At 37.9% G+C, this 12,994-nt stretch carries 13 protein-coding genes; 11 read left to right on the forward strand and 2 right to left on the reverse strand.

From position 1 onward, the window contains the following. Positions 1-90: 90 nt before the first annotated feature. The 5 genes from ACJ9PY_RS04155 (at position 91) to ACJ9PY_RS04175 (ending at position 5,442) form a co-directional block, all read left to right on the forward strand. The gene (locus ACJ9PY_RS04155) at positions 91-1,071 is read left to right on the forward strand and encodes an NAD(P)H-quinone oxidoreductase (RefSeq protein ID WP_411739525.1); all 981 of its coding nucleotides are present in this window, start codon (positions 91-93) and stop codon (positions 1,069-1,071) included. A gap of 200 nt (positions 1,072-1,271) precedes the next feature. Further along, positions 1,272-2,039 carry an arylamine N-acetyltransferase family protein gene (locus ACJ9PY_RS04160; protein ID WP_411739526.1) on the forward strand — a complete coding sequence of 256 codons (768 nt, stop codon included), beginning with the start codon at positions 1,272-1,274 and terminating at the stop codon, positions 2,037-2,039. Positions 2,040-2,365: 326 nt separating this feature from the next. Further along, positions 2,366-2,989, forward strand: coding sequence for a hypothetical protein (locus ACJ9PY_RS04165; RefSeq protein WP_057275559.1), 624 nt, complete (start codon positions 2,366-2,368; stop codon positions 2,987-2,989). 259 nt (positions 2,990-3,248) lie between these two features. Beyond that, complete coding sequence (locus ACJ9PY_RS04170; RefSeq protein WP_063577306.1) at positions 3,249-3,818, forward strand: YdhK family protein; 570 nt, start codon at positions 3,249-3,251, stop codon at positions 3,816-3,818. 1,141 nt (positions 3,819-4,959) lie between these two features. After that, positions 4,960-5,442: a GNAT family N-acetyltransferase gene (locus ACJ9PY_RS04175; RefSeq protein ID WP_411739527.1), complete on the forward strand. Its 483-nt coding sequence runs from the start codon at positions 4,960-4,962 to the stop codon at positions 5,440-5,442. 165 nt (positions 5,443-5,607) lie between these two features. Here the strand turns inward: ACJ9PY_RS04175 and ACJ9PY_RS04180 are convergent, their stop codons facing one another. Both ACJ9PY_RS04180 and ACJ9PY_RS04185 read right to left on the reverse strand, forming a co-directional pair. After that, positions 5,608-6,444 carry an RMD1 family protein gene (locus tag ACJ9PY_RS04180; RefSeq protein ID WP_098185620.1) on the reverse strand — a complete coding sequence of 279 codons (837 nt, stop codon included), beginning with the start codon at positions 6,442-6,444 and terminating at the stop codon, positions 5,608-5,610. A 145-nt stretch (positions 6,445-6,589) separates the two neighbouring features. After that, positions 6,590-7,429, reverse strand: coding sequence for a DUF4915 domain-containing protein (locus ACJ9PY_RS04185; protein WP_283930007.1), 840 nt, complete (start codon positions 7,427-7,429; stop codon positions 6,590-6,592). 445 nt (positions 7,430-7,874) lie between these two features. On the opposite strand from ACJ9PY_RS04185, the gene ACJ9PY_RS04190 reads away from it, so the two are divergent. The 6 genes from ACJ9PY_RS04190 to ACJ9PY_RS04215 all read left to right on the forward strand — a co-directional run bounded on the left by ACJ9PY_RS04190 (position 7,875) and on the right by ACJ9PY_RS04215 (position 12,800). Next, complete coding sequence (locus tag ACJ9PY_RS04190) at positions 7,875-9,059, forward strand: glycosyltransferase family 4 protein (protein WP_063577302.1); 1,185 nt, start codon at positions 7,875-7,877, stop codon at positions 9,057-9,059. A gap of 20 nt (positions 9,060-9,079) precedes the next feature. Then, a complete protein-coding gene (locus ACJ9PY_RS04195) occupies positions 9,080-9,403 on the forward strand; it encodes a hypothetical protein (RefSeq protein ID WP_134402175.1) in 324 nt (107 codons plus the stop codon). Positions 9,404-9,440: 37 nt separating this feature from the next. Then, the gene (locus ACJ9PY_RS04200) at positions 9,441-11,231 is read left to right on the forward strand and encodes a hypothetical protein (RefSeq protein WP_411739528.1); all 1,791 of its coding nucleotides are present in this window, start codon (positions 9,441-9,443) and stop codon (positions 11,229-11,231) included. 315 nt (positions 11,232-11,546) lie between these two features. Next, positions 11,547-12,032, forward strand: coding sequence for a PaaI family thioesterase (locus tag ACJ9PY_RS04205; protein ID WP_063577300.1), 486 nt, complete (start codon positions 11,547-11,549; stop codon positions 12,030-12,032). 198 nt (positions 12,033-12,230) lie between these two features. Beyond that, positions 12,231-12,422 (forward strand): hypothetical protein, encoded by a 192-nt coding sequence (locus tag ACJ9PY_RS04210; RefSeq protein ID WP_411739529.1) that lies wholly within the window; start codon positions 12,231-12,233, stop codon positions 12,420-12,422. Positions 12,423-12,578: 156 nt separating this feature from the next. Beyond that, positions 12,579-12,800 carry a hypothetical protein gene (locus ACJ9PY_RS04215; RefSeq protein WP_411739530.1) on the forward strand — a complete coding sequence of 74 codons (222 nt, stop codon included), beginning with the start codon at positions 12,579-12,581 and terminating at the stop codon, positions 12,798-12,800. The last annotated feature ends 194 nt before the right edge of the window (positions 12,801-12,994 follow it).

Below are 12,994 nucleotides of genomic sequence, written 5' to 3' on the forward strand. Positions count from 1 at the left end.
TGGATATTTTTTGGAGTAGGATAGTTTCCATCTTCAAGACAAACCATTTTAAAAGGATGGTCACTAATTTAATGGTAAGGAGTGGGGCAAATGAAAGCAGTAGTGGTTAAAGAACCGGGTGGTGCAGAACAATTACTATTTAAAGATTTTTCAAAGCCCGTGCCCGGTAAAGGGGAAATATTAATAAAGGTTAAAGCGTCTGCGATAAATAGAACGGATATTGTTTCCCGGGAAGGGAAATCCGGTTATATGGCCAATCCAATATTGGGGATTGAAGTTTCCGGGGAAGTGGTGGAAACAGGGGAAGGAGCAAATATACAATCGGGGACGAGGGTGATGGGCCTTGTAAACGGCGGCGGTTATGCTCAATATGCTTTGATGCCGGCTGATCGTGCAATGAAGATACCGGATAACCTGTCATTTGAAGAAGCGGCAGCGATTCCTGAAGTATTCTTGACTGCGTACCAAACCTTGTTTTGGTTAGGTGAATTGACGGATCAAGAAACGGTATTGATTCATGCTGGCGGAAGCGGTGTAGGCACTGCAGCTATCCAACTGGCAAAAAAACTGACAAAAGCGAAAATCATCACTACAGCCGGCTCAAAGGAAAAATTGGATTTCTGTCACTCACTAGGAGCGGATATCTGTATCAACTATAAAGAACAAGCTTTTGATGAGGAAATCCTGAAAGCTACAAATAATCAAGGAGTGGATGTTATCCTGGATTTCATCGGTGCTTCTTACTGGGAGAAAAACCTTAAAAGCATAAAAACTGATGGACGATGGGTACTGATAGGCATTCTAGGCGGAACTGTAGTCGAGAAAGTGAACCTGATGGAACTTCTCTTAAAAAGAGTTCAATTAAAAGGCACTCTACTGACTCCCCGGAGTGATGAATATAAAAAAGAGTTAACGGAAGAATTAGTTAAAAAGGCAATGCCGTTGTTCCGCAAAAATGAAATCAAGGCAATCGTGGACCATGTCTTCCCTTTTGAAGAGGTACAAAGGGCGCATGAACATATGGAAGCCAATAAGAATGTAGGTAAAATAATCTTACAGGTAAATGAATGATTAAAGAAAAACTGCCTCGGTGCATGAATGGGGGAGGTTGCCCAGGATTAAGACAAGATTGGGCGACCTCTTTTCAGGTGATAAGCAAAAGGTGGAGCTGATGGCAGATTGATTGAAGGATGAAATATGGACAAAGTATAATGAATATATACAAAGTCAAGATACGCTTCGCCGGTATCTGTCTAAGGGGGGGAATCTTAATGAATGAACTGAATGCATTATTCAGGAAAAGAATAGGGCTCCAGGAAGCTGTGAAACTGACATTTGAAAAATTAGACGAAATTCTCGATAAGACAGCGAAAACCATTCCTTTTGAAAACTTATCAATCATGGCATCCCATCTGAGTGATATCAATAAAGCGAATATCATGAACAAAGTCCTCCTGAGGAATGAGGGGGGATTATGCTATGAATTGAATTCAGCCCTTTATTTTTTCCTGTTGGAAAATGACTTTGATGTATCTTTGGTTCGTGGTGTCATCTATAATCAGGGGTGGATGACCATAGGAAGGACACATGTCACCATTCTATTGAACCATGAGGGCCAAACCTATTTGATCGATACGGGTTTTGGCGGGAATCTGCCATTAAAACCAGTTCCGTTGAACGGAGAAACGGTCGTTTCCCGAAATGGCGAATTCAGGATAAAAAAAGAAAGTACTAACCACGGAGATCATATCCTTGAATTAAAACTGAAACATAAAGATCGCGATTGGAGAATAGGCTATGCTTTCGATTCTTCACAACCCGTGGGAAATGTAGCGGAACTTAATGAGGTCCAAACGATCATCAGGGAAAATCCCCAATCGCCATTCAATAAACATCCATTAATCACCCGTTTGACAAACAGCGGGAACATCACTTTAACCGATACTTCCTTTACACAGTGGGAAAATGGAAAAATGACGAAAGAAGAAATAGATGGAACACGATTTAAAGAGTTAATGAAACAGCACTTCGATAGATAGTATAAAAAAATCTGAATATCAAAGGCATCCTTATCGAAAGATTGGCCATTCTAGACAGTTTTTTATAGAATGGTCTTTCCATAGGATGTCATGGATATGCAAGACTTAGAAAACTATTACTATATTAATTTGCGACACTCCTGCCGAATAGTTGGCCGGTAGAGAACCCGCTGAATGCTTTATGGCGGAAAAGTAGCGAATTTCTGAGAACACTTGAAAACTGTAGGCAAACTGTCTTACTACGAATTTGTCTACAGTCTGAAACATCCATTATGGATGTTTTACTATTTATTCAATACATTCGAATTCAGTGGGGTGAGAAGGATATGGAGAAGAAGAACCGATTGGTTTTTACTAGATCGAATGCAGCTGCTAAACGAAAATTCGATGAAGCCATCACCATTTTGGAATATAGTGTAATGCTTGTTGAATTCTTTGGATTACAAGAATTCAACAATATAATTGCCGGACAGTTAAGGCTGATTCTATGTGAAACGAAAAATACGCGCATAAAGCGGGAAAAGGTCACAATTGACCAATCCTTAATAAAGAAAATCAATCCTAACCCGAAATTGTATCCCATTAAAGACTCCAATCAAATGAGCAATGATCATGATCATATTACGGAAGAACTCTTCGATTATACTAAACAAAGGATTGAGCTAAAGCTTTGGAGAAATCAAATTATCTATAAAATCGACATCGAAGGAAAAACCCAGGAAATTAAAGTCATTGATTTTATTAAGGAAACAGCTAATAAAATTGGCGGTGCACATGCTGAATCAAGTTTCCCTAATAAGTCCATTATTTCTGATGGACATACGAAAATCATGTTAATAGGTATAGCGAAAGGGTTATTCAAATCCATAGGCAGGGATTATAAAAAACATGCCTCCCTGAACCTTTCACATATCATGCAAAAAATCGAACAATCAACTTTGGAAGACTAGACAGAGGAAGGACTTTTGACCAAGTCCTTCTTGCTTGATTTCCAAGCACGATCCGGCAGGAATGAATACCTCAAATACCCTCTCTATCACTAAACCATTCTTTTTCCTCGTTAAACCACGCTCGATGGCATGCTGTTCACTTTTATCCAGACCTTTAATATGATCGCCATCAGGTTACATTCAGTCACGAGTGTACTCCATATTTTCTGCATATTTAATTGGTAAGATGGATGTAATCATAAAGGAGGTTTTATTCAATATGAAAATAAGAACAAAATTGCCTATCATCTTATCATTATTTGCAGCCCTGTTTTTAGTCCTTGGAGCATGTTCCAACAGCGATGATAAAAACAAAGAAGAGAAAGAAGTAAAGGAACATAGTGAAATGGACATGAACCATTCTAGCTCGGATGATGTTCCGGAGGGATTAAAACCGGCAGAAAATCCAACCTATGAAGTTGGAAGTCAAGCGATTATCGAATCAGGTCATATGGAAAGCATGAAAGGGGCGGAAGCAACAATAGTGGGTGCCTTTGATACGACTGCTTATGCAATTTCGTATACGCCTGCAACTGGCGGAGAAAAAGTGGAAAATCATAAATGGATCATTCACGAAGAAATCAAAGATGCAGGTGAAGTGGCGTATGAACCCGGAGCGGAGGTCACAGTAAATGCTTCTCATATGGAAGGGATGAACGGGGCAGTCGCTGAAGTTGAATCTGCCGAAAAAACGACTGTTTATATGGTCGATTTCACACCGACTACGGGAGGAGAAAAAGTGAAGAACCATAAATGGGTAACCGAAAGCGAATTATCAGCGCCTAAATGATTTAACATCATGAGTTCAAAAACAGAAGAAAAAAGGATTGGAAACTCCTTCTTCTGACTAGGAGGCTTGGCAGAAAGTCGGCGGAAAGGGAGCGGATTTCGAAAAAGGGTATGTGTAATGATTTCCACTCCAGGCACTCGCTTTCCGCGGGCGGTCCGGGAGCCTACTCGGCGTTCGCCTGCGTGGTCTCCCTGGCCACGCTTTTCCCGCAGGAGTCTCGTACCTTCCGTTCCAATCTACTGGAATTTTATAAAAGTAATATTGTATGGAAACTGGCTCTTTTCCAATTCGTCTACAGTCTGGCTGTTCCATTAATTTTTTGACAAAAGGGAGTTCGAATTGGTCCCACCCCGAACCATGAAATTAAAACAAGATTAGATTTTCATTAATGTTTTTTTCTATAATCCTTATGGGATTGAAGAAATTGCGACTGGTGAATAACTGGCTAGCCGAGATCCCACAGGCGCTTCTGCCTATGAGGCTTGGCAGAAAGTCGGCGGAAAGGGAGCGGGATTCCGAAAGGGGGGATGTGTAATGATTTCCACTCCAGGCACTCGCTTTCCGCGGGCGGTCCGGGAGCCTACTCGGCGTTCGCCTGCGTGGTCTCCCTGGCCACGCTTTTCCCGCAGGAGTCTCGTACCTTCCGTTCCAATCAACGGGAATTTTATAAAATAAATATTGTAGGGAAACTGGCTCTTTTCCAATTCGTTTACAGTTTGGCTTTTCCATCATTTTTTTGACAAAAGGGAGTTCGGATTGGTCCCACCCCGAACCATGAAATTAAAACAAGATTAGATTTTCATTGGTGTTTTTTTCCTGTAATTCTCATTGGATTAAAGAGATTTGCGACACTCCAGCCCAATAACTGGCTAGCCGGAGACCCCACAGGCGCTTCTGCCTAGGAGGCTTGGCAGAAAGTCGGAGGAAAGGGAGCGGATTTCTGAAATCAACAGAACCATTCAAATAAAAAATGCAGGTAAACTTGATTTTCATTGAGCTTATCCACAGTCTGAAGGAGTGGTAAACAAATCCATTCCTTTTTTGTGTGAATGAATTTTCTTGAAAATTACTTTACTTGGAGTGTAAAACATTAGTTTCTGTTAATATGGCTTTATCTGAAATATGAAAATGGGGTGCAAGTATGATGGCTGGATTAATTATTAGACCTTTTATGGAAAGTGACCTTGAGGCGCTGAGCAATTATTGTTTACCTATAGAACAAGCAATCTATACTTCTATACCTTTAAAAGTTATCGAAGACTTCAGGAAGGATAAATATAATCTCCCCATGGTCATTTATTTAGATGAGGATTTGATTGGTTGTTTTGCCTTAAATACGGATAAAGCGGGAAATCAATATACAAATAATGAGAATGCGATCCTTCTTAAATCATTCTCCTTGGATTTGCGCCATCAAAAAAAGGGGCTAGCTTTTAAGGCGTTAAAAGTGCTGCCTGATATGATCAAACTAAGTCATCCAGATAAAGATGAGATTATTCTAACGGTGCATCATTCGAATGTCCCTGCGATAAATTTGTATAAGAAAATTGGATTCATTGACAAAGGATACAGATTTAACGGGGAAGAAGGGGAGGAATTCATTTTCCACTTTGCTTTGGATTAAGGGGAATTTAGCTAACTTCTGGAATGCTTTGTCCCGATAGGAAAAGCATGTAATTAAACGACAGTATACAGTCAGCTTAAATATGATGAAGTGGTTAAACGCAAAAATAAGCATCAAAACGATGCTTATTTTTTTGAAGATATTCCAAACGATATGATTAAGAATTCATGGAATCCATCCTATAATTTCTAAAATCGTCAGAAGAATCTCAAAGACAATGAGAATTACAATGATCCATTCAACGAATAGTCCCCTGATTGAATGGCTGATGTTAGAAAATCCATCCATGATGTTATATAAAATTTCGGTTTTACTTTTCAAGATTTTGTACCGATCATTCAATTCAAAAAATTCAAGCATTCTATCATAAAATTCGCCGGCAATGCTGCTTGTCCATGTAATATCAGGTTTATCCAGAATCATGATATATGCCAGGGTATTGTACTCGTGACGTACGATTTTTGCCGTAGTCCTCGCTAGTTCCTTGTTACCGATTCTGAGCTTGCCTTTTTCCAGTCGGTCAATCATGGCTTCAAGCTTGTCGTGGATTTTTCCTAGTTGCTCCTCCGTCTTTTCAAGTGCCACCGATTTTGCGAGAATGGTGGAAATTAATTCAGGGTAGAAAAATTCATATTTAGGAACAACTACATATTCGTCTGTCAAATTGATGTTTTCAGTTTCACTGAAGTGAAGGCTGTAATCATCCGTATATCTATCTACATTGACGAGATCAATGTCGGGCTCGAATGAATGGATAAAGGAGGAAAATGCCTTGATCTCATCCTCATGTGAGTAATTGATGAAAACGATGCTGCCAAAGGAAAAAACCAGCACCTGCTGCGATTCGTCCACATTTTTATAAAGGATGGAACGTAGAATATCGCCTTTAAGAATTAAAGGCTCTTCCCAGGTGAATTTTTTGGGGATGCCGCAATGAATGGCGATTTTGTTCAAATCGATTTCATTAGTGATTGCACATGCTTTAAAGGTAATTGCCTCCATCTATATCACTCTCTTCAGCAAATTGGTCTTTTTTCGATTTTATTCTATTCTTACAAAAACATGCTTGAATAATTCTGGAAGTAGAAAAAAGTCAACTGAATAGGATAAAGGAAGTGATCAACAGAAAAATATGATTTTACTGTATTTAAATAACTAATATTCCATAAATTTCTTCGGAAGGTATATGGATAAAAGATGAAAGTTTTGTAGAGATGTCATGAACATAAATCCCGCAATCCAGCAATATATTCGTATGTTTATTCAATAAAACAGGTATTTGCCTGCTCTCACTTTGGCCAACAAACAACGTTTGATTTCTAACGGCTAAACCGCGGGTATAACCAAGGCATTTAAAAATATCTTCCTCATTTCTTTTTACTAGGAATTCACCTGAAACACAATAAAACATCTTATTATCATAATGAAGTACGCTGTGAGGCTGGAGTAATTTATCATGACAAATCTTAACCACTTTTCTTTCCTGTAAAGAATATTCCAGAATCACACCTTGGTAAGTTTTATTAGCGAAAGAGAGGGAATTTTTCCTTGGAGGATATGAAAACATTGATACATATAGCTTATCATTTGCTATATACAGATCGTTGACGTGGCAAACATCGTCATTTTCAGGTGAAAATCTAATTTCATCGATTCTTTCCAAATTGTTTTTCAAATTATAAATACCAATTGAATTAGTTTTGGTTTCAATAATATAAGCTTTATCATTATCTATTGCTACACCATGTAAATCTAATTCTGTAGATAAAGCCTTATTCATTATAACATTTAGGTTTTCATCCAAAATGAAGATTCCGTGAGAATTTGAAATTACGACAAAAGAGCTTCCGTATTTTGTAATGCCTGTACATCCAACATTTAAAATCTTTTTTATTTCAGGTTGTTGTTGTTTGAAATGGACTAAATAAAGACCACCTTTATGATTGCAGCATGAAATTAATAATTGACAATCATCTATGGGTATCATGTAGATTTCACCTCTTTTTCTTATATAGTATGAATTTTAATTGTAATAGTGTGGACAAGTTATGGAGGATGATAGTGGACATTTTATAACGGTTTAACAGGATTGTTCGTTTTGAAATGGGCTTTAGGCCCTAAACTCCCAAACCCTATTAATAGTATGAAAATATAATAGTTTATAGGTAAGAGGGCGATTCCGCAAACTGGATCGTCCTTCTTTATTTTGCTTGTTAATACTTACTTAAACTTTACAAAAACATATAAAAGTTCATGAAAACTTTACTTTTATTTACAGAATTCTCACATTGATGTCAATATTCAGTAATACATGTTTGTTATAATCGATTGACGGTTTTAAAAGTGGTTGGAAAAGGGTCTTTTAAAAATCCTTCATTTACAGATAAGTAGCAGGCTGATTGAAGATGACTGAACAGTAGGAGTGAACAAAAATGGAGGAATCTATAAATCTATATGAGCTTACATTTAGTGAAAAAGATAGATATGTGATCATTACGAATGCTTATCCACATGAAGATCAGCTATATCGGAATGGGTTTATCCACCGAAGAGTCAAGGCTTATCTGGATGAGGGTTTGAAGGTGGATGTCTTTGTTTTGCATCCTGCCTATAAAAAAGCGGAAAAGTATACGTATGAAGATGTGCCTGTTTATCGAGGAACTGAACAGCATTTGCGCATTTTCTTAAATCATAAAATACATAAAAAAGCGCTCATTCATTTTGTTAATCCAAAAATGGTGCAAGCGATAAAAGAAACGAACACGGATTTACCGATTATCACCTGGATACATGGATTTGAAACGGAGGCATGGCATAGAAGATGGTTTAATTTTCTTGAAAGCCCTGAAAGCTTGAGGAAGATACTTGAAATGTCGGACGATTATTATGTATCACAGCTTTCTTTTATGAATTGGTTTTATCAAACGACTGAATTGGATACAACCTTTGTTCATATATCCAAATGGTTCAAAGAGCATATAGCGGAATGTGATGCAAGAGCAGAATCGAAAAATTCAATAATCATTCCTAATGTCATAGATGACAATCTGTTTACCTTTATTGAAAAGCCAGCTGAAATGCGGACAAAAGTCCTTTCAATCAGGCCATACGCTTCACGAAAATACGCCAATGACCTATCGGTGAAAGCAGTGCTGGAACTATCGAAGAGACCATACTTCGATAAGTTGGAATTTGCATTTTATGGCGATGGAAAATTGTTCGATCAAACCGTTGAGCCAATCCGGGATTTTGGGAATGTAACGATTCATAAAGGTTTCCTTTCTCAGGAGAAAATCGCTGCATTACATAAGGAGTATGGAATTTTCCTTTGCCCGACCCGTTTGGATTCTCAAGGGGTTTCCATGTGTGAGGCAATGTCGAGCGGACTAGTGCCGATTTCAACAGATATTACGGCAATCCCGGAATTCGTTAAACATGACGTTTCTGGCCTTCTAACAAAACCTGAGTCTCCTACCGATATTGCCGATGCAATAGAGCGCTTATATTACAACTCGGACGTATTTTTAAGAGTGTCAAAACAAGCTTCTCAGTCGATTCGGGAAAAATGCGCTGTAGATGTTGTTATAAAAAGAGAATTGGAGATCATCAAAGGTTAATGGAGGGGAGTTTTTTCAATATGGACGAGCGAAACGAATATTGGAAAACGATGTATGAGGAACTCGAATTACAAATGAAAGACATGATGTCCATGACATTGGAGCTCATAGAGAGCAACGGCATGGAAAAACAAAAAACCATTGAGAAAGTTACAAAAGAAAATAATAGGCTGCGAGAAGAATTAGAAAAAAGTAAGATGGCCCAAATGGAAAATATTAAGCTTAACAAAGAAATACGAAGACTTAAGTTGTTAGAACATAAATTCAACGTTACGTATGCAGGGAAATTCACATTAAAATATCTTGCGCTTAAATCATCTATTAAAGAACAAATAAAGAAATAAAAATTCATATCAGATTTCAGTCATTGGAGTGAAAACTTTGAATTCACATGAACTAGTTGAAAACAGAAAAATGAAGGTACTTCTATTTGGCTTTATAGACATGAATTCAATGGATGGATCTGCAGTATTTTTATCTTCCTTAGCATCGACCATTGCGTTAGATTCCAACATCGAAGTTGACTTACTTTTAGCTAGTCCGGTCAAACGTGATATCTTAATTCAGCCACTTGAGAAATTTGATAATATAACCATTCTCAATCCTTTTGTAGATCCTTTTTTTAATGCCGCCGGTGATGAATGGGTAAAAAAAGGTGTCATTGATTTCGATATAGCTGAAATGCTCATTTCTCATTATTGGAGTCAAAAGGAATATGATTGGCTATTTGTCAGAAGCATTGAGACTGTTGAAAAAATCGCAAAGCATAAGCAGATCATAAAGAATACATTAGTTTATGCTACAGGATTGACTCACATAGGTCAGGATGTTAATGAAGAGAAATTCGAGAGCATCAAAAATATATATGATCAGTGTGCGTATTTCTTATGTCAAACAGAAGAGATGTGCGAATTTGTCATCGAAATTCTTAATTTGAATAAAGAAAAAAACAAAGTTTCCCTGCTTACCCCGATGATACCAAACGTTGAATCAGCGGAAGGGCAGACCCGGTTAAAAAACAAGCTTGTATATACAGGGAAATTCGACCCGGATTGGAAGACCATTCCCATTATTACTGCTTTTAAAGAATTAAAACGTGAGATCCCGAATCTATCACTTGATGTGGCGGGGGATAAATTCAAATGGGTTAAAGATGATTCTCAGTTTAAGGAAGAGGCGGCATACCTCCTTAAAAATACGGATGGGCTTACATGGTACGGTGCTTTGACAAGGGAGAATGCCCAACAATTAATCGTGAATAGTGATATTGGGATAACCTGGAGAAGTGAGGAAATGGACAGCAGTCTGGAACTGTCTACAAAGCTATTGGAGTATGGGATTTTAAGGAAGGCTGTAATAATGAATCCAACCAAAATGCATATGAAGCTTTTTGGCGAAGATTACCCGTTATATGCTGTTACAGAGAAGGATTTCCGAGACGCTGTCAAATTAGCATTATGTAATAAGGATATATATGAGTTTGCGGCCCAACGAATGTATCAAGTTAGCAGGCAGTTTTTATTTTCGGAAGCAATAAAAAAACTGCAAGGACCATTATGGAGCAAGCGCATTACCGATTATGTGAATGAAAGTGCGAATATGTTTTATATTGATGAAGATGACTTTGATGAACTGATTAGGCATACATCATTAAAAAAAGTGAAAATATTGCCTGCGGAGTTTAATGTTGACGAAGTTTTCACTTATATTGTCAAAAACATACCTGAAGAAATAAAACGAGTCGAAAAACTGTTTAAACTGTCTGGGTATGGTCAAATCATTTCAGCAGAAAAAGCTGGATGTTATACATTTCTCCACATCCATAAAAGGTATGGAAACTTTGAACGAAATTTTCAAAATAACGTCCCTTATCTAAAAACGATAGGATTTGAAACCTTTGGCAATCCAAAGCTAAAACCAAAAGATGTGGAGATTTCAATCAAAGAACGGGCAGTTGTTGATAAAGAAAAATATGATATGAAAGGGAAAAATAAGGAATTAGCTAAAGAAGTAAAGCAATTAAAAAAACTGAACAAAATTCAACTTAAACAAATTACTAAGCTAGAAAAACAAAATCAAGCACTTGGACGTAAATATGATTCACTTTCAAAGTCGAAAATGGGTAAAATGACATTCAAGTATTGGGATTTAAGAAAAAGGCTTAACTTTTAATAAGAAGGTAAGCCTGCAATAGAATGGTAGACACTTCTTAACTCTATATCAGTCAAAGGAAAGCTCCTGAATGCTTCTGGCTTACAGGGGCCTTTGTCAATTATATCGAGTAAAAGGAGCAGGGATTCTTGCAAACTTTTTATGTGTGTTTTCGATTAAAGCTGCATCAGGTTATTATTCTATGAAAATTAAAACTTGGTAGTAAGCTCAATAAAGAATCATGGAATTTAAAAAAACTACCCTTTCAGCATGTATCCTAATAGACCCCTTATTCATTAATGGTGTTATAATATTCTGAAAAAGGGGGGAGAGATGATGGAGGAGAATGTGCTAAAAGCGATTCAAGATGATTATCCAGATGCATTTGCATGGTGTTATGGATGCGGTCGCTTGAACAAAGATGGTCATCATTTTCGAACAGGTTGGCAAGACGAGCAAACAAGGACTATCTATACACCACGTCCAGAGCATATTGCAATTCCAGGATTTGTTTATGGCGGCTTGATTGCCTCTTTAATTGATTGTCACGGAACAGGTTCCGCTGCATTGGCTTTACACCGTAAAAACGGTCATGAAGTTGGAGATGGAGTGGAACCACCCAGGTTCGTGACTGCGTCACTGAATGTGGAGTTCGTAAAGCCAACCCCAAATGATGTGCCATTAATGGCCGTTGGGACGATTCATGAAATTCACCCTAAGAAATGGAGAATCGAAACAGAGGTATTTGCACTCGATAAACTTTGCGCCCGTGGAGAGGTAATCGCTGTGGTGATGCCAAGTACTTTTACAAGCAAAGAGTGATCTTTATTAATGTAAACGCATCGAATCCGGAATTAGATGTACTATCAAAGGGCCGTCCAATTATTTGGACGGTTATTTAGTGTATCTGAGTATACATTTCAAGCATGTTATCGTAATAAAGTGCATGTAGCCAGAAATTACAAGCCAAATATTAAGATATTAATATACTTACATTAAAAGCAAAGGAAGGTTCCGTGGATGAAAATAAACGTAGAGATAGATGAGGAGATCAAGGCGATAGAGGTGCTTATCCGCAATCGTGAATGGAATGAGGAAGTGCAGGAATTGATGGAGCGCTTGAAGGAGAGGAAAAGACCGTATTTTGTCGGCAGAAAAGGAGAAATGCAGCATGTTTTTCCGGGCAGAAGAAATCATCTGTTTGTTCACTGAGCAAGGTTCGATAATGGTAAGGACGAAACAGGGATTTTCGAAATGAAAGAAAGGTTATATGAACTGGAAAGGGAACTTCCTGGTGCTTTTCTGGTGAGTTTGGGACAATTACTCGTGAGTTTGGAGTAATTACTCGAGAGTTTGGAGCGAATACTCGTGAGTTTGATGCTATTACTCGTGAATTTGGAGCGAATACTCGTGAGTTTGATGCTTTTACTCGTGAATTTGATGTTTTTACTCGTGAGTTTGGAGCAAATACTCGTGAATTTGGAGCGAATACTCGTGAGTTTGATGCTTTTACTCGTGAGTTTGGAGCGAATACTCGTGAAACACAGAAACGAACATGCTTTTTTTCATTGTCATTACGATGCATCTTGAATTCAAAGAAGAGTTCGTTGTATTGACCTGCCAGCTTCATGATACTTTTATGAACTGATTTAGGTTCAATTGTAAAAGCTGCAAAACGGTGATTTAACTCCATTATGAGGGCCATAAAGAATAATGGGAACAGATGCCATGAATCCTCTGGAATTTCGATGAAAGCCCTTATACCTGCTCGATCTACAGTCATT

This window comes from Peribacillus sp. S4 (genome assembly GCF_046715815.1).
Lineage (GTDB): Bacteria > Bacillota > Bacilli > Bacillales > DSM-1321 > Peribacillus > Peribacillus frigoritolerans.

Bases quoted from the DNA above. Each gene is read 5' to 3' on its own strand.
- ACJ9PY_RS04155 (WP_411739525.1), top strand. From the start codon at position 91: ATGAAAGCAGTAGTGGTTAAAGAACCGGGTGGTGCAGAACAATTACTA.
- ACJ9PY_RS04190 (WP_063577302.1), top strand. From the start codon at position 7,875: ATGGAGGAATCTATAAATCTATATGAGCTTACATTTAGTGAAAAAGAT.
- ACJ9PY_RS04195 (WP_134402175.1), top strand. From the start codon at position 9,080: ATGGACGAGCGAAACGAATATTGGAAAACGATGTATGAGGAACTCGAA.
- ACJ9PY_RS04165 (WP_057275559.1), top strand. From the start codon at position 2,366: ATGGAGAAGAAGAACCGATTGGTTTTTACTAGATCGAATGCAGCTGCT.
- ACJ9PY_RS04170 (WP_063577306.1), top strand. From the start codon at position 3,249: ATGAAAATAAGAACAAAATTGCCTATCATCTTATCATTATTTGCAGCC.
- ACJ9PY_RS04210 (WP_411739529.1), top strand. From the start codon at position 12,231: ATGAAAATAAACGTAGAGATAGATGAGGAGATCAAGGCGATAGAGGTG.
- ACJ9PY_RS04185 (WP_283930007.1), bottom strand. From the start codon at position 7,429: ATGATACCCATAGATGATTGTCAATTATTAATTTCATGCTGCAATCAT.
- ACJ9PY_RS04160 (WP_411739526.1), top strand. From the start codon at position 1,272: ATGAATGAACTGAATGCATTATTCAGGAAAAGAATAGGGCTCCAGGAA.
- ACJ9PY_RS04175 (WP_411739527.1), top strand. From the start codon at position 4,960: ATGATGGCTGGATTAATTATTAGACCTTTTATGGAAAGTGACCTTGAG.
- ACJ9PY_RS04205 (WP_063577300.1), top strand. From the start codon at position 11,547: ATGGAGGAGAATGTGCTAAAAGCGATTCAAGATGATTATCCAGATGCA.
- ACJ9PY_RS04180 (WP_098185620.1), bottom strand. From the start codon at position 6,444: ATGGAGGCAATTACCTTTAAAGCATGTGCAATCACTAATGAAATCGAT.